This is a genomic window from Embleya scabrispora (assembly GCF_002024165.1).
Taxonomy (GTDB): Bacteria; Actinomycetota; Actinomycetes; order Streptomycetales; family Streptomycetaceae; genus Embleya; species Embleya scabrispora_A.
In genome coordinates this window covers 84,455-105,587 of record NZ_MWQN01000006.1, presented here as the reverse complement: position 1 = coordinate 105,587, position 21,133 = coordinate 84,455, and the positions used below count along the sequence as shown (strand labels likewise).

Here is a 21,133-nt window from a genome sequence, read left to right as displayed (position 1 = left end):
CCGGCCGGCGAAGGATACGTCCGGGATGCAGGACCGCGCCGGCGCGCCGGGGAAACGACGCGCCGGTTCTCCGGTCTGCGGCGGCCACCTGCGTCCACTGCCGACGCGACGTGCCGGCGGTGGGTCAGCTCCGGTCCCAGGCGTCGATCAGAATGCTGTCCCACACGCTGAGGGCCCGCGTATCGGGTCTGCCGAACAGCGCGCAGGAGACGAGGGTGTCACCGCCTCGTTGGGCGTCCGTGAAGAATCCGAGGTCCGTCGAGCCGATGTCCCCGCTCGGTATGAACTGGACGTGCATGCCTCGCTGTTCGAGGTACGCGACGAGCTCGCTTGTCACGTCGGAGGGCGGGCGGCCGATGAGCCGGATGTCGTCCATTACCACCTGGGGACCACTGCGGGCACCGACGACGACACAGGCCAGGCCGATCGTGTCCACGAAGTACGCGAGGACGTCGTCGCCCGTTCGAGGGCGTGTATTGCGCGTCGGCGGCCGGTACCGGTCCGAGTGCCGGGCGGTCCCGGAAAGTCTGTCACCCGATGCGCACACCGCTTCACTGGAGGGCGACCGTGAGGCGGAGCCCGACTGCCGGCACGGCACCGCCCGGGTGTCCGCCGGTCGGGCGGACGCCACGACTCGGGAAGTGAGGCACGTCATGAACCAGCCGTTGATCCTCGGTCGCAGGGCCGCCGGCCGCTTCGGCAGCGGCAGGGACCGGGGTGGTGGTCCGTTCCGGCACCCTGGTATCGGAACTCCCGACGGGCGCCCTCGTTGTGTCCGGGGACGGCCACCGTTGTTTCGAAGGGAAGTCGCCTGATGGGCGAGAAATCTCGAACGAAGGCGTCACGGCGGGCGGCGGGGGCGAGGTGCGGTATCCCCTGTACGTGGCGTGCGCCCCCGGGGAGGCGGAGGCGGCCGTGGGCGCCGGACGAGCCGCCGAACTGCCACGGTGGCCTGGTAGCGGCACCGGAGAGCACCGCCTCGGGCCCGATTTCCCGCGAATCCGCAGGTCGGGCCGAGACCACTGTTTGTGGAGGGTTCGGGAGCCCGGGCGGAGGGGGTCTCAGGGTGTGAGGACGGCTGGCGGAGTGCACGTAATCGAAGTGTGCGCTATTCCTTGATTCCGGCGTCCTCCGGTCGCGCTTTGATGTAGTCCGTCCAGTCGCTTCCGACGAACCGGGACCATCGAACGGCGGTGTTGGGGTGCATCCCGAGGAAGCCCGCGATGATGGCGGCGGGGGGTTCGTTGGCGAGTCCGGCGAGGGCTGCGTTGCGTGCGGGGCGCGCGCCGATTCCGTGGTGGGCGAGTTTGGCCGTGAGGGTGTCACGGCGGATCGGTTGATCCGACAGCCGCCCGGGGAACGGCAGACGCGGGCCGGTGCGGCTGTGCGGGATCATGGTCTTGGCCATGGGCCGTTCGGCGAGGCCGTGGAGGAGAACTGCCGGCTGCGGTGGCAGCGGGAGCGGGTGTCGGCCGAGTCGTAGGTAGGTGTCGGAGCCGCGTTCTTCGAGGTCTTCGTCGGTGAGGTGCCGGCTGCGGGCGGTGGTGAGGCCGAACAGCAGGAGTAGTCCTCCGGCCGCGCGGACGTCCCGAGGCAGGGTCTCGTCGGTGAGACACCGCTTGAGGAGCCTCCAGCGTTCGTCCTCCGGGAGGAGGTCGTCCGGTTCCTGCTGGACGTGGCGAGGAGCGTTGAGCCTGGGCGTGAGCTTTCGAGCTGCCGTCCAGATGAGGAACGATCGGATCAGGGCCCCGCGTCCCGGTCGTTCGTCGAGCCGGCGGTCGATGAGGTCTTGGTCCAAGTCCTCGACTCGGCAGGCCTGTTCGTCGAGCCAGGTCATCAATGCGAGGGCGCTGCGGACCTCATGGCGGATGCGGGTCTCGGACGAGACCGTGTGCCGCCGCGAGGACGCCCGTCGACGCGCGCGATGCAGGAGGAACCAGTGGACGAAGGGCCGAGCCAAGGCCGCGTGTGACGCGGGCCGCCCGTCGAGTGTGTGTTCCAGCCATGAGCCGGACAGCGCCATAGCCGAGTGGGACATGTACTTCTCGGAGCCCTCCGCGGACCTCCCGGCGCCCGAACTCCTCCACGCGTGGTGGCCGGAGTGGGTCTGCGGTCCGTTCAACGACGGTGTCGAGGTGTTCGCTCTGCCGCAACGGTTGATCCGGGCGTTGGTCGACACCTGGCGACGTGGCTGAGCCCGCGCGACGGCGTCGTGTTCGTCCGGGCCGCGTTCGCCGCACCGCCCGGTGCCGCGTTCATCGTCCTGTACGCCGTGTCGGCCAACACCCGCCGGGACCCGATGGCGTTCGTGACGGCATCCGACGGTGACGGTCGACCCGAATTCGTCGGCCGCCGGGTTTCCCGGCGGTGTCCCATCGGTGGCGACACCGCCCCAGCGGGACGGCGCTACGCCGAATCGCGCACGGTGATGGCGAGTTCGCGTACCACTTCGGCGAAATCCTGGATCAGCGGAGCGTTCGTGCCCTCGGGCCAGGCCAGGGCGACCCTGAGCGGTTCGACGTCGGTGAGCGGGGTCCAGGACAGGTCGGGGCGGGCGTAGTACCGGGCCATGCTCGCCGGGGCGAAGCAGATCGCGGTGCCTTGGGCGACCTGTTCCAGCATTTCCTCGACGTTGTCGTTCGTCGGGCCCCAGCGGGGGGTGGAGCCGTCCGGTCTGGGGTTCACCGCCCACCAGTCGACCCAGTCGCGCGGCGCGCGCTCGGTCCACAGCAGCGGCTCGTCCTTGACCTCCAGGATGCCGATGCCCGTACGCCCTGTCAGCGGGTGCCCGAGGGGCAGGCCGACGACCCGGGGTTCGGTGTGGACCACCTCGGCGTGCAGGTCGGTGAGGTCGGCGGGCAGCCAGACGAAGGCGACGTCCACCCGCCCGTCGCGCAGGGCGTCGGCCTCCTGGCCCCAGTCGAAGCGCTTGGGCTCCACCCGGACCTCCGGATTGCGGCGGGCGAACTCGGCCCGGGCTCGGGTGGTCAACTCGCCCGCGCCGCTGGCCTCGAAGCCGACCCGAAGCACGGCCGCCTCCCGGCTCCGGTGTCGTTTCGCCACGGCGAGGACACGCTCCGCCTGGTGTATGGCGCGCCGCGCCTCGGCCACCACATCGTGCCCGGCGGGCGTTGCCGTGACGCCGCCGGAGTGTCGCTGGAAGAGGGGAAGACCGAGCTCCGTCTCCAGCTTCCGCAGCGCGTAGGACAGGGCCGGCTGGCTCACATACAGGCGTGCCGCTGCCCGGCCGAGGTTTCCCTCCTCGGCGATCGCCACCAGGTATCGCAACTGCCGTAGCTCCATGGCCAGAGCATAACCGTGGGCGATACATGTTCTTTATCGACCGTGTCGATCTTTGTCTTGGACGGCGGGGCCGGTCGGGGGCCGTAATGGAGACGCACGCCGGAACACCACCTCGGCCGTGTTCGCCGGCCCGGCCGGCCACCGAACGACCTACGGAGAACCCCATGAGCGAGAACACCCACACCGCGGCGGCCCCGTCCGGCACCCGTTCCGCGACCGGCAGGGTCTGGCTGATCACCGGCGCCAACTCCGGCTTCGGGCAGGCGATCACCCGAGCGGCGCTCGCCGCCGGCGACACCGTGGTGGCGGCCGTCCGCCGCCCCGAATCCCTCGACGAACTCGCCGCCGCGCACCCGGGACGTGTGGTCCCCGTCGCCCTGGACGTCACCGACTCGGCCCGGATCACCGCCGTCGTCGCCGAAGTGATGCTCTGGTACGGGCGGATCGACGTACTGGTCAACAACGCCGGCCGCGGACTGATCGGTGCCGTCGAGGAGACCACCGACCGCGAACTCCGCGACCTGATGGACCTGCACTTCTTCGGCCCGGCAGCGCTCACCCGCGCCGTACTCCCGCACATGCGCCGCCAGGGTTCGGGCGCCATCGTGCAGATGAGCAGCATGGGCGGCCGGTTCTCCTTCCCCGGCGTGGGCGCCTACTCGGCCACCAAGTTCGCCTTGGAGGGACTGTCGGAGGCGCTGGCCGAGGAGGTATCCCCGCACGGCATCCGGGTGTTGGTCGTGGAGCCGGGGGCGTTCCGGACCGGCTTCGCCGGCGAGGGCGCGCTGGGGCAGTCCGCGCCGCTGGACGCGTACGAGGAGACGGTCGGCCCGGTCCGCGCCGGGCTTCCGGGCAGCGATGGCAAGCAGCCGGGAGACCCCGACAAGGCCGCCGCGGCGATCCTGACCGTGCTGGCCGCCGAACAGCCCCCGCTGCGACTGGCCCTCGGCAACGACGCCGCCGACGCCATCGCCACACGGCTGAAGTCCGCAGTCGAGGAGGCGGCCGCCTGGGAGGCGATCAGCCGGGCCACCGATCTCGACGGGGAGTGAGGAAAGCGGGCGTGCCATCCGCCGTGGGGCGTTCCCATGGCGAGCGATACGCGGCAGACGAAACACGTACAGGAACCGGGAAGGAAGACCGATGGACCGCATCCGCGACATACGCGACGAGGGGGTGGCGAGCCCCGCTGAGAGGAACGAGCCGATCCGCGACCCCCGCCTACTCGCCTCTCCGTCGGCGCACTCGGGACGGACACCGTGAAGGAGCGGACCGCGGCCGGCAGCGGAGGTGGCGCCTTGCCCGACACCGGCGCGGCCGGCGGCCGGTCGCGCCGCATCCCGCCGACGGTGCCGGCCGCTTGCCTGGCCTTCTTCGTCATCACGCTGGACACCACCGTGGTCAACGTCGCCCTGCCGAGCATCGGCCGGCAGTGGGACGGCCAGGTTTCCGCCCTGCAGTGGGTGGTCACGGCGTACACCTTGTTCTTCGCGGCCCTGCTGCTGTCGGCCGGCGCCGTCTCCGACCGCATCGGCGCGAGCCGCGCCTTCATGATCGGGCTGTCGGTCTTCACCGTGACGTCCGCGCTGTGCGGGCTCGCGCCCAACCTCACCGTGCTCATCGTCGCGCGAGCACTTCAGGGCGCCGGAGCCGCCGTGATGATGCCCGCCTCGCTCGCCCTCGTGCGCCAGGCGTACGACTCCCCGGCTCGGCGCGCCCGCGGAATCGCGTTGTGGACCGCCGGTGGCGGTGCGGCGGTCGCGGCCGGCCCCGTGGTCGGCGGCGCGCTCACCACCGGGCTCGGCTGGCGCTGGATCTTCTTCGTGAACCTGCCGGTCGGCGTCGTCGCCCTCGTCGCCATGCGCCGGGCACCCCGCTCCGCACGCGGGACGTCCCCGATGGACCCGGCCGGCCAGGTCACCGCCGTACTGGCTCTGGTGGCCCTGGTGTTCGCGGTCATCACCGGCGGGTCGGACGGATGGACCGGCCCGATGACGATCGGCGGCTTCCTGGTCGCCGTACTCGCCGGCAGCGCGTTCCTTGTGATCGAGGCCCGCAGCAGTGATCCGGCCGTACCACTCGCTTTGTTCCGCAACCGCGCGGTGGCCGTCTGCACCAGCGTGGGACTCGCCCTGAACTTCGGCTACTACGGCCTGGTCTTCGTCTTCACGATCTTCTTCCAGGAGCATCGCGGAGCCTCGGCGCTCACCGCGGGGCTGATGTTCCTTCCGATGACGGCCTTCACCATCCTGGTCAACCTGCTCGCCGGCAGGCTGACCAACCGATACGGGCCGCGCCTGCCGCTGATCCTGGGCCAGGTCGTCCAGGCGGTCGGCATCCTGGGCCTGCTCCTCGTCCACGAGGACACTCCCACACCCTTGCTGCTGAGCCTGCTGGTGCCGCTCGGCATCGGCGGCGGACTCGCGGTCCCGCCGTTGACGGCGGCCATGCTGGAGTCCGTGCCGCCCGAACGGGCGGGCCTGGCGTCCGGAGTGCTCAGCGCCGCCCGGCAGTTCGGCGGCGCGGTCGGGGTCGCCCTGCTCGGGGCGCTGATCGCCGATTCCGCCCACTTCATGACCGGGATGCGGATCAGCCTGATCATCGCGGCGGCCGTACTGGTGGCCACCACACTGGGTGTGGCCCTGTTCCTGCCCGGCAACGACAAGGCCGCGACGCCGGATCGACGGTCACCGCGACGGGGACGGGCCGTCGATCCCGTGCGGCCCGGGTGAGCGCCCGCGGCGCCCAGGGGCCGGTGTGGCCCACGCCCGTCCGCGGGGCGGACGGGCGTGGGCCACCGAGCCGGACCGGGCTCGTCGCATCGTGCGTCGGGGCACGCGTGGGGCGCGCTGACCGCGCTGACCGCGCTGGGCACGCTGACGGTGCGCGCGTTCCGCCGGTGCCTCGGCACACGCGCCGGCGGGACCGTCCGGGCGCCGGCGCCCGACGCGCACCCCTCGGGCGCAGGCCGCCGCGCACTCGTGCGGTGACGCGTGCGGCCGGGCGAGTCGACCTACGCCCGCATCCAGTCGCGCGTACCGAACGCCCCGCACGAGCGGCCGGCGATTCCCGCGGCGAAGGACAGTGCGGCGACGAACGGCTCATGATCCCCGTTGCGTTCGCCGGGCCACCCGGCGACCGCGTACGCCAACGCCCCGTGCAGCACATCACCCGCACCCGAGGTGTCGACGACCCGCACGCCCGTCGGGATCGCGACCTCGCCACGAATCACCGGCCCGGACACCCCGCGAGCGCCCCAGGGAATCGGCAGCCCACCGCGACTGACCGCCGCGAACCGGACCCCGCGATCCAGCAGGTATGCCACGACGTCGCCATCGCCCCCCCGCCGGTCGGAACGCCGCGGAACACACCGCGATGTCGACGTCGCGCAACAACGCGTCCGTTCCGTCCTTCCAACTCCCACCGTCCAGCACCACCCTCCGCCCCGACTTCCGCGCTTGTCGGGCCGCACATCGCGCGACCTCCATGTGGTGGCCGTCCACAAGCACGACACCGGTCTCGCGCACCAGGTCGGCGAGATCGGGCGGCGGCGTCACCGCACTCCCGACCGCATTCGTCGACACCACGGCCCGCGCTCCGGTCGACGCCGTCACCCAAACGGACGACACCGACGGGGGAGAGGTACGTCCCGCCTCGGCATCCACGAGTCGCAGCGACCCCGCCCCGCCGCCGACTCCCGCCAGATCCCCGCGAATCCCGTCCGCCAGCGGGTGCCGACCGACCCCGGTCACCAACACCGCGTCCCCGCCCAGCGCCGCGAACGTCGCCGCGGCATTCGTCGCGGGTCCACCCGCGGCAACCGTCTGGCGCAGCGCGGTCACCTTCTCGTCGGCCCCGGGCACCCGCTCGACCGCCTGGATCACGTCCAGCACGCACAGCCCCACGAACAGCCCACGCTGCCCCGCCACAGCCCCATCCACCCTCCGCCGGTGTGTCCGGTACACCCCCCACTCCGACATGCGTCCGGGGGCCGTGGCACCGCGACGATCGGCGGCAACGGCTCCAACCTCGCATAACGACGAGGAACCGACGCGCCAAGGCGCGCGACGGAACGCGTGCGGTTGCGCATTGGGACTCCTTCTTCGGATGTCGATCCGCGAGCGGCCCGGGGGATCCGGGCGGCCCACCCACCATGCTCGGCCTGTGACGGATTGTCCGACAGGGTCGACGGGGAACCGCGGACAATCGAACAACTGCGGGCGAGGCCGTTGCCCTCACCGCAGGGCCGTGGCCGTAATCGACCGGCCCGTACTGACCCTTGGCGGCGACTACGGCGTCCACCTCGCCTCGGTCGAGGCCGCCCTGCGCCGGTACGGCGACCGGCTCGCGGTTGTCGTGTGGTTCGATGCGCACGACGACCTCAACACCCCGGCATCGTCACAGTCCGGGGCCTTCCACGGAATGATCCTGCGCGCGCTGCTCGGCGAGGGCCCGGCCGCGCTCGTGCCCGAACCGCCCTGCAACCAAGCCGGCTCGTCCGCGCCGCAGTGCGCGCCGTCGACCCGGGCGAGCGTGCGTACGTCGACCGGCACGCCGTCGCCGAGCTGCCCGCAGCTCGACTCGCCGACCCGACGGACCTGGTCGACGCAACCGCCGCGACCGGCGCCGACCACGTACACATCCACATCGACCGCGACGTGCTCGACCCCACCGTGTTCTCCCCGGTCGGCACGCCCGAACCGGGCGGCCTGACCCCGCAGACCCTGCTCGCCGCCGTCACCGCGCTCGTCGAGCGTTACACCGTCGCGAGCCTGACGATCACCGAATACGAGTGAGACCGCCTCCGTCCACGCCCGCGACCAAGGCATGCCGGCCGACATCGTGCCGACGCTGCTTCGGGCCGCCGCCGGCTGAACCCGCCCCGACGCGGCCCGGCAGGGCAGGGCAGGGCCCAACTCCCGGCCCACCGACACCCTCGAAGACGACGCCCACCCCCGCGTCATCACAAGCCACGGAGTGGCCTTCCGTCACCGCGACTACATCGCCGACTGGATGACCGGACAGGCCGGCCGCGAGATCAGCGTGCGGTTCCCCCCACCACACCCACGAGATCGAGGTCTGCACACCTCACGGCCGCCACCTACGTAAGCAGTTCGCCCCACGTCTGGATCGCACAGCGCCAAAGCTCGCCGGCCGGGGCCGCCTGGTCCGTCCCGTCGACGATCGGTCACCGATCGGGCGGCCGATCGCCGCCGCCACCAGATCGGCGACGGTGACGTCGCCGCTCGCTTCGACAAGGCGCTCGACGGGATCGAACATCATGCGAGAGGCGTCGCCGGCGATTTCGAGGACGATCTCCTCCTCGCCGGCGAAATAGCGGTAGGGGGACGCTTACCGAAACACCCGCTTCCGCCGCGATGTCGGGCGTCGACGTCTGTCGGAAGCCGTCGCGCGAGAAGCAGCGACGGGCTGCCGCCGCGATCTGCAACCGGTTCGCCGCCCGACGTTCGGCGGTGCTACGTGGCACGGGTCATACGCCGCTTCGGAAACGAACGACGTTCGCCTTGACGATGGCGAACGCCGGCGCTCACCGTAAGGCGTGAAAGAACATTCACGGGAGCGACCTGCGGGAAGGGAGCACGGTTGTGACCGATGTGAGGCTCAAGGTGGGCGTCTACCGTTACGAGCACACCGAGGCGCTGTTCGACGGGCGGGTCGCGATCGAGGGCGTCGACACCGTCCTGGAAACCTCGCCGCTGGTCTCCGACGTCTTCCGCCGCATGGCCGAGGGCGAACTGGACATCGCCGAGTTCGGGCTGACCTACTTCCTGCGCACCTTCGACCGGGACGACTCGCCCTTCCTGGCCCTGCCGATCTTCCCGAACCGTAACTTCCGCCACTCGGCGCTGTTCGTGAACACCGACAGCGGCATCGAGAAGCCCCGGGATCTCGCCGGCAAGACGGTCGGCGAGTTCGCGCTGTACGGCTCCGACCCGGGTGTCTGGATGAAGGGCATCCTGGCCGAGGAGTACGGCGTCACACCCGATCGGATGCGCTGGGTGATCGGCGGCACCAATCACCCGATCCCCGCCTTCGAGTGGATTCCGCAGCCTGTCCCGGACGGCGTCGAGATCCGTCACACCGAGGGCGAGCAGACCCTGGGTGCCATGCTCGAGGCGGGCGAGATCGATGCCCTGCTGTCGGTCGACGTCCCGCAGGCCCTCATCGACGCCTCGACGACGAAGATCCGGCGACTGTTCGTCGACTACGAGTCGGCCGAGCGCGACTACTACCGCCGTACCGGCATCTTCCCGATGATGCACGTCGTCGCCATCCGCCGTGACCTGGCCCGAGTGCCCGGTCTGACACAGTCGGTGTACCGCGCCTTCAACCAGGCCAAGGAGATCGTGCAGGAACGCTACCGAGCCGGCGCTGCCAAGCAGCACATGGCGGTGATCACCCCCTGGTTCAGCGAACTGTTCGCGGCGAACCGTGCCCTGCTCGGCGAGGACTGGTGGCCCTACGGCCTCGATGCCAACCGCAAGGCCGTCGAGACCTTCCTGCGCTACCACCACGAGCAGGGCCTGTCCAGGCAACCACTCACCTCCGACGACGTCTTCGTCTCCGACCTGCCCGGCGAGGTCTAAGTAGTTGGATCAACGCACCAATTTGGTTCATTGCTCCAAGTGTGGCAGTATCGAGGCATGGCAACACGAGCACGCCCGACTGGGCGGCGTAACCAGGTGCTCTCGCGAGAGCAGATCATCGGCACCGCCGTGGAACTGCTCGACGCAGGCGGCGAGGGCGCACTGACGGTGCGGGCACTGACCGAGCGCCTGACCACCGGCGCCGGAGCGATCTACTACCACGTGGGCAACCGGGACGAGTTGCTGGACACGGCGACGGAAACGGTCGTCACCGCGGCCCTGACAACCCGGCCCGCCCAGACGGCGGCCACGCCGGAGGATGAGATCCGCGTTGTCGCCTTGGCCCTGTTCGACACGATCGCCGAGCACCCGTGGCTCGCGACGCGGCTGATCCTCCAGATCGTCCGCAACCCGGCCGGCCCGGTCACGGTGGGGATCTTCGAGCGGATCGGCCGGCAGGTGAGCGCGCTGGGCGTGCCGCAGGCCCACTGGTTCGACGCGGCCTCGACCCTTGTGCACTACATCCTCGGAGCAGTCGGCCAGAACGCCCGCATCGAGGGCGACACCTCCGGCGTCGAGCCCCATGCGGACCGCGACGAGTTCTTGGGCGCGACAGCCGAGGCGTGGCAGGCCCTCGACCCCGAGGACTACCCGTTCATGCACGCCATCGCCGGCCGGATCAGCGAGCACGACGACCGCGAGCAGTTCCTCACCGGCATCGCCGTCGTCCTCGGCGGCCTCGCCCGTCTGCGCTGACCCGCAGCATCCGTCCGCGCCGACCCGCCGCACCCGGCCGGGTTCACCAACGATCGCTCGGGGAGAACTCCCATGTACGACGTGATAATCGCGGGCGGCGGCCCGGTCGGCCTGTTCCTGGCCGGCGAGGTGGCCCTGTCCGGTGCTTCGGTTCTGGTCCTCGAGCGGGAACAGGAAGCGACTCCACCGTGGAAGACACTCCCGCTCGGGATGCGGGGCCTGAACGCCGCGTCGGCCGAGACGCTCTACCGCCGCGGACTGCTGGAGGCGACGGCGAGGGCCTCGGGCGCCGATGTGGACACGCTCGGCGCCGCCCCCGAAGCGAGCGAGGCGCCCGCACCCCAGGACCTGAGCCACTTCGCGGGAATGACACTCGACGCGGCCGATATCGAGTCGACCGCCCTCCGCTACCGGCTACCCGGTCCGGCGATGGAGGGCTTCATGACCAGCCTGGCGGCGATCGAGCACGTGCTGTCCGAGCGGGCCGCCACGCTCGGCGTGGAGATCGTCCGGCGCGCCGACGTCACCGCCGTGACGCAAGACGACCATGTCGTGACCGTCACCGCCGCCGGACGGCGGTACCAGGGGCGCTGGCTGGTGGGCTGCGACGGCGGGCGCAGCACGGTTCGCACGCTCGCGGGCTTCGATTTCGTCGGCACCGAGCCCCTGTTCACCGGCTACGTCGCCCAGGTCACCTTCGCCGACCCCGACCGGCTGCCCCTCGGGTTCAACCCGACGGCGAACGGCATGTTCCTGCGAACGCCGTTCGAAGGACACCTGGGGATGATGGACTTCGACGGGGGCGCCTTCGACCGCTCCCGGCCGCTCACCCCCAAGCACCTCCAGACGGTGCTGCGCCGCATCTCCGGCACCGACGTGACGCTGACCGAGGTCCACCTCGCGTCCAGCTTCACCGATCGCGCGATGCAGGCGACCACCTACCGCCGGGGCCGCGTTCTGCTCGCAGGCGATGCCGCCCACATCCACTCACCGCTCGGCGGACAGGGACTCAATCTCGGCATCGGCGACGCCGTCAACCTCGGATGGAAACTCGCCGCCGCGGTGCGAGGCACGGCGCCGGACGGCCTGCTCGACACGTACACCGGTGAGCGGCACCCCGTCGGCGCCGCCGTGCTCGACTGGTCCCGCGCCCAGGTGGCGACGATGAAGCCGGGCCCCAACGCCCCGGCGCTGCGCCGACTGGTCCACGACCTGATGAGCACCTCCGACGGCACCACGCACGTCTACCGCACGACGTCGGGTCTGTTCAACCGTTACGACCTGGCCGACGAGCAACCGCTCGTCGGCCGCACCGCGCCCGACTTCCGCTTCGCGGACGGCATTCGCCTGGGCGAACTGCTGCACCGGGGTCGGGGCGTCGTACTCGAATTCGGCGCCCAACGCGTGCTCCGGGACGCGGCCGGGAGATGGAAGGGCCGGATCCGCTACGCGGCGGGACGGGCTCGCAACGACCTCGGTTTCACCGCCCTGCTCGTCCGTCCCGACGGCGTCGTGGCGTGGGCGAGTGAGCACACACCCGATCGTGAGGCGTTCGCGCAGGCCGCCACCCGGTGGTTCGGCGCACCCGACACCTGAAGGCATTTTCGCGGCGCCCGGCGCGACGAGGCGGTGGTCGCCCTCGGCCTCGGCCGGGCCGGTCCCGGCAGCGATGCCGGCCGTCGGCGGTGCCTCGGTCGCCGTGCGTCCCGGATCAGCCCCGAAACCCAAGGCCCAAGGAGCCCGATCGTGAACACTACCCGCAACTCCGCTTCGGCCCCGGAAGCTTCGCACGTCTCCCGCTGGGTGCGGACCTGGGGTGCCGCGCCGCAGGCGCCGGACAACTCCGTCTCCGGCGTCGAACCCTTCGAGAACGCGACGCTGCGCCAGATCGTGCGCGTCAGCGGCGGGGGAGGCCGCATCCGGATCCGGCTCAGCAACGAGTACGGAAGCGCGCCCCTGACCGTCGGTGCCGCTCACGTCGGCCTCGCGGACTCCGACGGCGAGATCCGGCCCGGCAGCGGTCGTGCGGTGACGTTCGGCGGCAGGCCGACCGCCATCGTCCCGGCCGGCGCGCCGCTCTTCAGCGACCCCATCGACCTGGACGTCGCCGCGCTGTCGCGGCTGACGATCAGCCTCCACCTGCCCGGCCGCGTCGACACCGTCACCTGCCATGGGACCTTCCACGCGCTCGGCTGGATCATCCCCGGCGACGTCACCACCTCGACTTCGCTGCCCACGGACGCGATCCCCCTGCCGGCGCAAGGCCTGATCACCGCCGTCGAAATACAGGCCGACAGCCGCATCCGGGCCATCGCCGTCCTGGGAGACTCCCGCGTCGACGGCATCGGCTCCAGCCCCGGCGCGGATCGGCGCTGGACCGATCTGCTCGCCGAGCGGCTGGACAGCCGCGGCGGCCCGACGCGCTGCGTGGTCAGCCAGAGCATCAGCGGAAACCGAATGCTCACCGACGGGATCGGCACCGCCGCCCTTGCCCGTTTCGACCGGGACATCCTCGCCACCCCGGGCCTGGGCCACGTCGTGCTCGCCGTCGGCAACGACCTCGTTTTCTCCTTCGCCCCCGACACCGAGGAGAACTCCGGGTTCCTCGCGATGTTCCCCGGTGACCGGGTCGGCGTGGACGACGTCATCGCCGCCCACGTGCAGCTCGCGGCCCGAGCTCGCGCGCACGGCGCAAAGGTGCACGCCGCGACCATCGCTCCCTACGGCGCCTCCGAAATGTACTCACCCGAGGGCGACCAGGCACGCGAGCAGGTCAACGCCTGGATCCGTACGAGCGGTGCCTTTGACTCCGTCCTCGACTTCGATGCCGTGTGGCGCGACCCCTCCGATTCCACCCGTATCCGCAGCGACCTGCACATGGGTGACAACCTCCACGGCAACGATGCCGGTTACCGAGCCCTCGCGGAAGCCGTCGATCTCTCCTTCTTCGACTGAGCGAGTCCTTGATGGTCCCTGTGAACGCGACGCGGTCGGATGCGGCGGCGTTCGGCGGCGACGATCGCCCGCGTAGGTGGCCCGTTCCAAGCCCGCGCGCTTCCGCGTGGTGTGTGCGTGCGGCCCCGCCCGCCCCACCCGAGAAATGAGCTCCCTCCCGGCATCAACACACCTGACACCGCAGCCGCCCCCGCGGCCGCCGCCCACGCTGCCGCGTGGGCGGTCGAACTCGCCGCCGCGGGCCGGCTCACCCCTGACCGGACCGACGCCTGGAACCGGGTGGACCGCACCGCGTTCGTGCCCGACCGCGTCCGGGTCCCGGCCCCCGAGGGCTACCACCGCCTGGATCGCGGCGACGACCCCGCACGCCGGCACACCCTCGTCCACACCGACACCGCCCTGATCACCCAGGTTCGGCCACGACCGCGACTCGGGCAAGGACGTGGACCGTGCCCTGCCGGCTTGGGCCTGCTCGCGGCCGGGACCGCCCCTGTGACGCCCGCCGGAATGCGAGATTCCGGTGACGGTAATGCGAGATTCCGGTGACGGTGTGGATGTCCTGAATTGTTCTGGTGGGGGTGTTGCGGATCCGTCTAGGGTGCAGGGGCCGTCAACGGACCGGTGGGTGGGAGCCCCGCGACGAGGGTGCCACCGGTCGGGGAGGGGAACGCCGCGTGAGCGGCCACGTCCGGTGCCGCATGGGAGGGACCGGCGCCGTGTGTCGCAAGAGTCCGGTCGAGGCCCTGTCGGCCCGGGCCGGTCCCGCTCTCGCACCCGTCGACACCGCCGGGAGGCCCGGAGCGGACCCGGAGCTCGTGAAGTATCTGCACGACGACCGGCGCAGCCGGGAACGGCTCGGTCTCCCGCGCCCCGCCGAGTCGGAGGAGGCGTGCTACGTCGGGCGGACGACGGCCGTCTGGGTGAACGCGACACCCCGGAGCCCCTCGCGACGCCGGTCGTGATCGAGGGGGTCGGTGATGTGTGCGGACCCTCCGCGCCCGTCCGGGAACTCGGACTCGTCGTCCCCGTCGGCCGACCCGGGCCTCGTACGTACACGCGTCGTGGGGAAATCGGGAGACGGTCCGGACGGGTGTCCCATTCAAACGCTCTGCCGGGAGGAATCGAATGTCCGCGAGCAAGAAGAAAGAACACAGGCCGGCGAAGGCGGTGACCAACGGCGCCATAGCTGCGGTTCTCTCTCTCGGAGTCGGCTTCGTGCCCACCTTCATCGTGGGCGCCCCCGCCGGTGCCGCTACATACAACTCCAGCGAATACAGCACATGGGTCCCCGGGCAGACCAACATTCCGGTCCTGAAATCCCTCATCAAGAGGACCACGATGCTGGACTGGGCGCGCCCCGGCGTCACGCAGACCCTGAGTATGACGAACAACCTCGATCAGAACGTGTATGTGCTCCAGAGGACACACGCCATGTTCGTGCTGGCGGACATGGCGAGCGCGCTCGCCAGCTTGACCTCGGCGAGCGTGGGGGGAGTGGTGACGGAAGCCACGATGCGCGGGGCGGTGAAGGCGGCCGGGGAATGGCAGGATTGGTTCAAAACCGAGATCGAGGCCGAGAACCTGAAGGTGAAGAGAGGTCAGATCGGCGTCCCTCGAGCGCTGGCCAACATCGTGGTCGCCACGGTGAAGAAGGGCAGGGACTTGAACGGGGACTTGAAGACCGTCCTCGATGCCGTCTTCTTCGGCGACAACAGCCTCTTTGACCGGGTGACCAACGCCCAGAGTGCCCTCGCCGACAACGATCCCTTCACCCAGAAACTGGTCGGCCAGATCAAAAGGGAAGCCCAGGTGATCCGGCCGGGGCAAACGGAAAAGCTCTCGGAGGCCAACTACATCGAGAACGCCATCGTCTTCAGTGGGACGAACAAGCCCACCAGTGGCTTCCTGGAGAAGCTGGGCAACCTGCTGCAGGCCGTCAACGTTCCGGGCGCCAGTGGCCTGGCGGGCATGGCTGGGTTCCCCACCCTCGACATGTACGTCATGACGGAGGACGCGAAGAAGATCGCGCACATGACGTCCGCCCCGAACATCACGTGGACCGTCACCGAGGCGAAAATCTTCCCCGACCCCGACGGAACCGTCGGCGACCTGGCCCATCCGGAGGGCCTCGGGTATTACCTGTGGACCGTCACCCCTCCCGTCGGTGAGGATCTCAGTCTGCAAACCTATAATCGGCAGGCCTACAACGCACTGGAATCGTCCGGATTCGACCGGGGCGCCGCGACCCAAATCCTGATCAGGCTACGGGAACAATTCCAGAGCCAGGGCAGCGGGGCGGACGACACCACGGTCGCGAAGGCGACCGCCAAAGTCCTCACCGGGCCAAATTTCCGCAAGCTTCTGTGGCTGGACCTCAAGAACGGCGAAAATGACTCCCCGGAGGCGGTCAAGAATGCGACGTACTGGGCATATAAAGACACTGTCTGGGGCGTTACCCACCCGGCCGGAGGCGCGACGGGCCATGAATCGAACTACATCCGACCCGCATATATCGTGGCGGGTGGCATGGAGTTCGAACAAGGTGCGAGCCACCGCCTCACGGACGACCATCCGAGAAACGTGAACGATAACGACATCGCTCAATACGACGCGTGCCTGAGCGCCACCCGCTACGGGCTCACTTTCCAGGACGCGCAGCGGGCCATTCAGAAATTCGGAGACAAGATCCCTCTCGGCAGTGGCAATATCTGGAACATCGCGGCGCCCTCCACCGATGGAATATGGGCATCCGATATCGTGCAAATTGTCGCCGCCCTCAACGGCAAGATAAAGAACCGCGCGAGAGGCAGCTCCGTGGGCGATAAATTGGTCGCGGCCATCGATAAATTGACCGCCGAGAATTCCAACGACCTGCCACGACTTCGTGCGTGGTGGGACTCGAACGCGAATCTTTCGAAGGACATCCTGGCCGTCCTCGAAGCATAGACATCCGCCACCTCGACCGTCGTGACGGGCCGTCGGATTCTCCGGCGGCCCGTCACGGTTCGACTGCTTCGTCCGGGTCCTGCGGACTCGTTTCGGTGGTCCGGTGTCGGATTCCGTAGCCGTCCGCACCGATGCCTGAACTCCTGCGCACGCGGCCTGGGAGCTCGTCAGACGTGGGATTCTCCATCCGGTTGACTGGTCGGTAGTTCGCCGCAATCGTGGGTGTAGAGCCAGGCCGTGGCCTTCTCGTAGAAGAGGCGGACCGCCACTGGCATCACAAGGTCGCGCATCCGCCGCGTGAGCGGGCCGGCAGTCTTGGCGTCGCGGTTGTCCGAGGCCGCTTTGGCCAGCTTGGCCATGCGGGCCGAGCGGATGGTCTCGTATGTCGAGAGAGCGGCCGCCGCCGAAGGCTCTGTAGCCAGTGACTGCGCCAGGACCAGTGCGTCCTCCAAGGCCATTGACGCGCCCTGCCCCGCGCCGACGGAGTGGCCGGCGTCGCCGAGCAGCGCGATGCGGTCGTTGTGGCGGACCGGGACTGCGTCGAGTCTGTGCATCAGGGTGGGTCGGTGCAGTTCGGTGGTGGCCCCAAGGATCGCGGACGGCGCCCGTTCGTGCCGGTAGAGCGCGGCGAGGCGGCGCAGCCATTCCTCGTCGGTGAGGCCGAGTTCGGGCTGTGCGGGGCGGGAGACCTGGGCCGACCACCAGACCTTGCCGCCGGGGGCGGCGAGGTGGATGAAGGCGCCGTTGCGGGCGAAAGTCAGGTTGAAGACGCCGGGTTCGGTCGCGATGCCATCGGCGACGCCCGAGATGCTGTAGAGGCCTGCGTACTTGGGGGTGGGTGCGTTCGGGTCGAGCAGTGACCGGGTGGCCGACCGGATGCCGTCCGCGCCGATGAGCAGTGACGCCTCCGCGGTCAGGCCGCTCGCGAAGACCGCCTGTACGCCCTCTTCGATGGTGATCGCATCCACCAGGCGCTCACCGGTGACGATGACCGCGCCGGCCGCGAGTGCCTCCGCGCGCAGTGCCTCGACCAGCGCGTCCCGCATCAGGGTCACGCTGTGCAGCTCGTCACTGCTCATCCGGCCCCGCGGGACATCCCCCAGCAGTTTGCCCGAGCTCGACCACATGCGCTGGCTCGGCATGTCAATCCCGGCCCGCTGGACCTGCTCCAGCACGCCGAGGGAGCGCAGCACCCGCATTCCGTTGGATGCCAGGCTCAGGAACGAGCCCACCGGGCCTGCCGGTTCGGTGTACGCCTCGTACACCGTGACCTTCACGCCGAGCCGCCGCAACGCGATGGCGCTTGCCGCTCCGGCTACTCCGCAGCCGATGACGATGACGTTCACGTATGCCCCCTGAATCACAATTCACTGAATCTCAATTCATCGAATGATGGTTCACTATGATGACGGGGGAGGCCACACGTCAAGCCCGAGAAGGAGCCCCACCGCCCATGGGCGTACGCAAGGAGAAGGCCGCCGAGACCGAGGCGGCGCTGAAGGACGCGGCGCGACGACTGTTCGCCGAGCGCGGCTATCTCGACACGAAGATCACAGACATCACCCGCGAGGCCGGTCGCGCCACCGGCTCCTTCTACGCCCATTTCGCGGACAAGGACGCCCTGCTCCAGGCCCTGTTGCAGGACCTGAACGCACAGGCCGACGCGGAGATCGACACGGACGGCCACCCGGGCGATCACGATCTGACCGACCGCGAACAACTGCGCGAGCATCTGGCCGTCACCTGGCGGGTGATCCGCGACCACCTACCGGTGGTCGTGGCCCTGATGCAGACCAACTTCGCCGGCCCGCCCGGCGAGGGCCGCGCATGGGCGAGCCTGGCCGAGGAGACGAGCATCCTCCGCGAGCACCTGGACTGGCTCCGCGATCGCGGTCACCGACTCCCGGGCGACCCCGGGGTGGTCGCCGCGGCCATGGGGGCGATGGTCTCGACGCTCGGGTTCGCGGTGATCACCGCCGGGAAGGGTGGTCCCCGGGTCGCCGACGAGGAGATCGTCGACACCCTCACCGCCCTGTTGCTGCACGGCCTGGCCGGACCCGGGGCGGGCACGGGCTGACCGGTCGGCCTGGTGCGGCCATGCCCTGTAGGCAGCGGTGCAGGGAGGTCCTCGGGATGCCGGTTCGGGGGTGGGTCCTGGTGTGACTGAGCTTGAAACCGGTGCCTCGGGGCGGGGGTTCGTACGCCCTTTCACCCGTCGAGTTTTCTGTCCGTTCTTCCTCACGACTTTCGGATCGGGTCGTTGATGGGGCATCGGGCCTGTCGATGGCGGTGTGTGACGTTGTGGCCGTTGACGGGCGGGGCGCCCACCTGCATCTCGGCGACCCGTTCGAAGACCCCGACGTACTCGCGGCGGCGTTCTTCCCGGACGGATCGCTCCTGGTCGTGGGGAACAACCGAGCGAGCGCCGACAGACCCACGCGCCCAACGATGGCCATGCACGGCCAACGAACCCTGACCACCGCACAACAGTCGGGTTGGCAATGCGGCACCACTCGAACCAAAGCCCGAGATGGAAGGGCGATTTTCTGGCAAAAGGGGTGGCCGAACGACGGGGGTGCGCGAGAGCCGGCTTCACGTACCTGCACACCGCTTCGGGCTCGCCCGCTACGGCGCCTCGCATCCGGAAGAGTCAGTGGCGCGAGCCGCAGAGCGGGGCATGAGGGCTTTCGTGCCGACGGGCCGGTGACACCGTCGCCGGAGCCGTCCGGTCTCGCCAGGGCGTTCGCGTAGCTCTGTGTGGGCGTCACGGGGGGAGGATGCGGTGGCGGAGGAGGTCGAATCCGGCTCGTCCGTGCATTTGTCTCATGATGCGTTTGGTTCGGGTGTTGACGCCTTCGGTGTGTCCGTTGTGGTGGGGTGTGGTGAGCGCGGCGTCGACTGCTGCGCGGTCGGGTTCGAGGCCGTTGGCGAAGGCGTGCAGGTGGGGCAGTTCGGAGGCGCGGGCGGCTCCGATCCATGTCGTGAGCCTGGCGTCGTTCCCTGGGTCGGGGGCCAGTAGTGAGACGAACTCCTCGGTAAGGACATCCAGTTGCGTCGTCTCGGGGCTTGCGGCGGTGGGGTTTCGGATGAGGCGGTGTCCTTCTCGCGGCGGTTGTCCGGCCGGGTGAGGAGAAGACGGATGAAGCGCCTGAGGGTGGTCACGGGCCGGTCGCCCTCGGCTCGGCCCTGGGTGCTGTAGCGGTGGAGGAGGTTGAAGCTGCCGGTGTAGCCGAGTTCCTTGATCTCGCGGAAGAACTGGGGCACGGGCACGGCCGGGTCGACCGCGCGGCGTGCGCGCAGATGGTCCCGGTAGGGGTCCACCAGCGTCGGCCGATAGCGCGGCGCGCGTCGCAGCGTGCCGGGTTCGCGTGTGCGCGCGTAGCGTTTGACGGTGTTCAGGGACACATCCAGCCGGCGGGCGCATTCGAGGAGGCTGACGCCTTTGCCGAGCGGGTCGTGGACCTGGTGCCGGCGCTCGCGGGTGGTCTGCTCGGCGGCCCCGCCGGGCCGGGGCGGGTTGACGGTGGCCCGGCACGAACTGTGCGAGCGGACTTCGGCGAGGGTTTTGTCACATGGATTCCGCCATAAGTGCTACCTGTCGGTCACCTGCATTGCGTCGGGCAGGGCGCGGCGTATTGCTTCGGCGTAGGCGCTCGAGCCGTCCCGGCACACGACCTCGACGCCTGGGTGATGACGCAGCCATGCTTCGAGCGCGTCGGCGCCGCGGCCGGGCAGCACGTCGATGCGTTCGCCGGTCTCGGCGTTGGTCCGCACGGTTGCGTAGCGGTGGCGGCGCTTGAGCGCGAAGTCGTCGACGCCCGGGACACGCGGCACAGGGCGGGCCGGCAGCGGGATGTCGGTCGGGATGCGTGGGGCGGTGCACCGCGACAGCCCGGTCCCGAGCGCCTGCAGCGTCCGTGCGCCCGCGCGGCCCGCGAGTTCCCGCGCCACGGCGCGGACTTGGGCCGGCAGCCGCACCGTCCGCCGCTGACAGCGCTCCAGCACATTGGCGACCTGCTCACGAAACGGATGCTGTTGGTGATCTTGCCGAGTATTCGCTTTCGTTCGCCAGGCTGACTGTTCGCGCATGGGCTGCTTGGCTGGGAAGGAGTGAGCCGCAGCGAGGGGAGTGGCCATGTCGATGGGCTCCAATTCGGGGGCCGGGATCCCGGTGCGGACGTTGGAGGTTGCGCGGGCTGACAACCCGCATGGCACCACGGCGATGTGGGTGCGGGACCGGCTCTCCGAGTTGTTCACGGACGAGGACTTCGCGGACTGGTATCCGTCGGACGGACGACGCGGGATCTCGCCCGCGCGCCTGGCGCTGGTCTCGGTGTTGCAGTTCGCCGAGAACCTGACGGACCGGCAGGCGGCCGAGTCGGTTCGCTGCAGGATCGACTGGAAGTACGCGCTGGGTTCGGAGTTGGATGATCCCGGGTTCGACCGCTCGGTGCTGTCCGAGTTCCGGAACCGTGTTGCGGAAGGCGATCGTGCCGACCGGCTGCCGGCCGTATTCGTGGAGCGCCTGGTGGCCGCCGGGCTGGTCAGAGGGGGTGGGCGGCAGC

At 70.0% G+C, this 21,133-nt stretch carries 17 protein-coding genes and 3 pseudogenes; 13 read left to right on the top strand and 7 right to left on the bottom strand.

The features are described from left to right. Positions 1–124 precede the first annotated feature (124 nt). Positions 125–376, bottom strand: a complete 252-nt coding sequence (locus tag B4N89_RS46755; protein WP_143658477.1) for a hypothetical protein — start codon at positions 374–376, stop codon at positions 125–127. Positions 377–1,108: 732 nt separating this feature from the next. Beyond that, complete coding sequence (locus tag B4N89_RS46750) at positions 1,109–2,038, bottom strand: hypothetical protein (RefSeq protein WP_143658476.1); 930 nt, start codon at positions 2,036–2,038, stop codon at positions 1,109–1,111. On the opposite strand from B4N89_RS46750, the gene B4N89_RS50530 reads away from it, so the two are divergent. Next, on the top strand, positions 2,037–2,195 hold the full coding sequence (locus B4N89_RS50530) for a hypothetical protein (RefSeq protein WP_161501081.1): 159 nt from the start codon (positions 2,037–2,039) through the stop codon (positions 2,193–2,195). The genes B4N89_RS46750 and B4N89_RS50530 overlap by 2 nt on opposite strands. Before the next feature lie 211 nt (positions 2,196–2,406). Here the strand turns inward: B4N89_RS50530 and B4N89_RS46745 are convergent, their stop codons facing one another. After that, positions 2,407–3,303 (bottom strand): LysR family transcriptional regulator, encoded by an 897-nt coding sequence (locus tag B4N89_RS46745; RefSeq protein WP_078982791.1) that lies wholly within the window; start codon positions 3,301–3,303, stop codon positions 2,407–2,409. A 164-nt stretch (positions 3,304–3,467) separates the two neighbouring features. Here B4N89_RS46745 and B4N89_RS46740 point away from each other — a divergent pair, with 164 nt between their 5' ends. The 3 genes from B4N89_RS46740 to B4N89_RS46730 all read left to right on the top strand — a co-directional run bounded on the left by B4N89_RS46740 (position 3,468) and on the right by B4N89_RS46730 (position 6,293). Continuing rightward, on the top strand, positions 3,468–4,355 hold the full coding sequence (locus B4N89_RS46740) for an oxidoreductase (RefSeq protein WP_078982790.1): 888 nt from the start codon (positions 3,468–3,470) through the stop codon (positions 4,353–4,355). A 246-nt stretch (positions 4,356–4,601) separates the two neighbouring features. Continuing rightward, entirely contained in the window at positions 4,602–6,035 is a 1,434-nt protein-coding gene (locus tag B4N89_RS46735; RefSeq protein ID WP_235619400.1) for an MFS transporter, read from the top strand. A gap of 57 nt (positions 6,036–6,092) precedes the next feature. Continuing rightward, on the top strand, positions 6,093–6,293 hold the full coding sequence (locus B4N89_RS46730; protein ID WP_078982789.1) for a hypothetical protein: 201 nt from the start codon (positions 6,093–6,095) through the stop codon (positions 6,291–6,293). Positions 6,294–6,316: 23 nt separating this feature from the next. On the opposite strand, the gene B4N89_RS53230 is transcribed toward B4N89_RS46730, so the two are convergent. Beyond that, positions 6,317–6,628, bottom strand: a complete 312-nt coding sequence (locus B4N89_RS53230) for a PfkB family carbohydrate kinase (protein ID WP_321170769.1) — start codon at positions 6,626–6,628, stop codon at positions 6,317–6,319. Here B4N89_RS53230 and B4N89_RS53720 point away from each other — a divergent pair. Continuing rightward, positions 6,622–7,740: pseudogene (locus tag B4N89_RS53720) on the top strand (arginase family protein); the annotation flags it as partial. The gene B4N89_RS53230 and the pseudogene B4N89_RS53720 sit on opposite strands and share 7 nt — an antisense overlap. After that, on the top strand, positions 7,662–8,099 hold the full coding sequence (locus tag B4N89_RS53715; RefSeq protein WP_078982788.1) for an arginase family protein: 438 nt from the start codon (positions 7,662–7,664) through the stop codon (positions 8,097–8,099). The pseudogene B4N89_RS53720 and the gene B4N89_RS53715, both read left to right, overlap by 79 nt. A gap of 392 nt (positions 8,100–8,491) precedes the next feature. Here the strand turns inward: B4N89_RS53715 and B4N89_RS53710 are convergent, their stop codons facing one another. Next, on the bottom strand, positions 8,492–8,791 hold the full coding sequence (locus B4N89_RS53710) for a helix-turn-helix domain-containing protein (protein WP_201261212.1): 300 nt from the start codon (positions 8,789–8,791) through the stop codon (positions 8,492–8,494). A gap of 118 nt (positions 8,792–8,909) precedes the next feature. Between B4N89_RS53710 and B4N89_RS46705 the strand changes: the two genes are divergently transcribed. From B4N89_RS46705 to B4N89_RS46680, 5 genes are all read left to right on the top strand, one after another. After that, positions 8,910–9,911 (top strand): PhnD/SsuA/transferrin family substrate-binding protein, encoded by a 1,002-nt coding sequence (locus B4N89_RS46705; protein WP_078982787.1) that lies wholly within the window; start codon positions 8,910–8,912, stop codon positions 9,909–9,911. Positions 9,912–9,968: 57 nt separating this feature from the next. After that, a complete protein-coding gene (locus B4N89_RS46700; RefSeq protein ID WP_078982786.1) occupies positions 9,969–10,667 on the top strand; it encodes a TetR/AcrR family transcriptional regulator in 699 nt (232 codons plus the stop codon). 72 nt (positions 10,668–10,739) lie between these two features. Further along, entirely contained in the window at positions 10,740–12,263 is a 1,524-nt protein-coding gene (locus B4N89_RS46695) for an FAD-dependent monooxygenase (RefSeq protein WP_078982785.1), read from the top strand. Between the two features lie 150 nt (positions 12,264–12,413). Then, positions 12,414–13,622, top strand: coding sequence for a GDSL-type esterase/lipase family protein (locus tag B4N89_RS46690; RefSeq protein ID WP_078982784.1), 1,209 nt, complete (start codon positions 12,414–12,416; stop codon positions 13,620–13,622). Positions 13,623–14,747: 1,125 nt separating this feature from the next. Next, entirely contained in the window at positions 14,748–16,568 is a 1,821-nt protein-coding gene (locus B4N89_RS46680) for a hypothetical protein (RefSeq protein ID WP_078982782.1), read from the top strand. A gap of 167 nt (positions 16,569–16,735) precedes the next feature. Here the strand turns inward: B4N89_RS46680 and B4N89_RS46675 are convergent, their stop codons facing one another. Continuing rightward, positions 16,736–17,914 carry an FAD-dependent oxidoreductase gene (locus B4N89_RS46675; RefSeq protein WP_078982865.1) on the bottom strand — a complete coding sequence of 393 codons (1,179 nt, stop codon included), beginning with the start codon at positions 17,912–17,914 and terminating at the stop codon, positions 16,736–16,738. A 107-nt stretch (positions 17,915–18,021) separates the two neighbouring features. On the opposite strand from B4N89_RS46675, the gene B4N89_RS46670 reads away from it, so the two are divergent. After that, positions 18,022–18,645 carry a TetR/AcrR family transcriptional regulator gene (locus tag B4N89_RS46670; RefSeq protein ID WP_078982781.1) on the top strand — a complete coding sequence of 208 codons (624 nt, stop codon included), beginning with the start codon at positions 18,022–18,024 and terminating at the stop codon, positions 18,643–18,645. Between the two features lie 687 nt (positions 18,646–19,332). On the opposite strand, the pseudogene B4N89_RS52450 reads toward B4N89_RS46670, so the two are convergent. After that, positions 19,333–20,606, bottom strand: a pseudogene (locus tag B4N89_RS52450) (ISL3 family transposase); the annotation flags it as partial. A gap of 97 nt (positions 20,607–20,703) precedes the next feature. Here B4N89_RS52450 and B4N89_RS53705 point away from each other — a divergent pair. Beyond that, positions 20,704–21,051 (top strand): annotated as a pseudogene (locus B4N89_RS53705) (transposase); the annotation flags it as partial. Positions 21,052–21,133 lie beyond the last annotated feature (82 nt).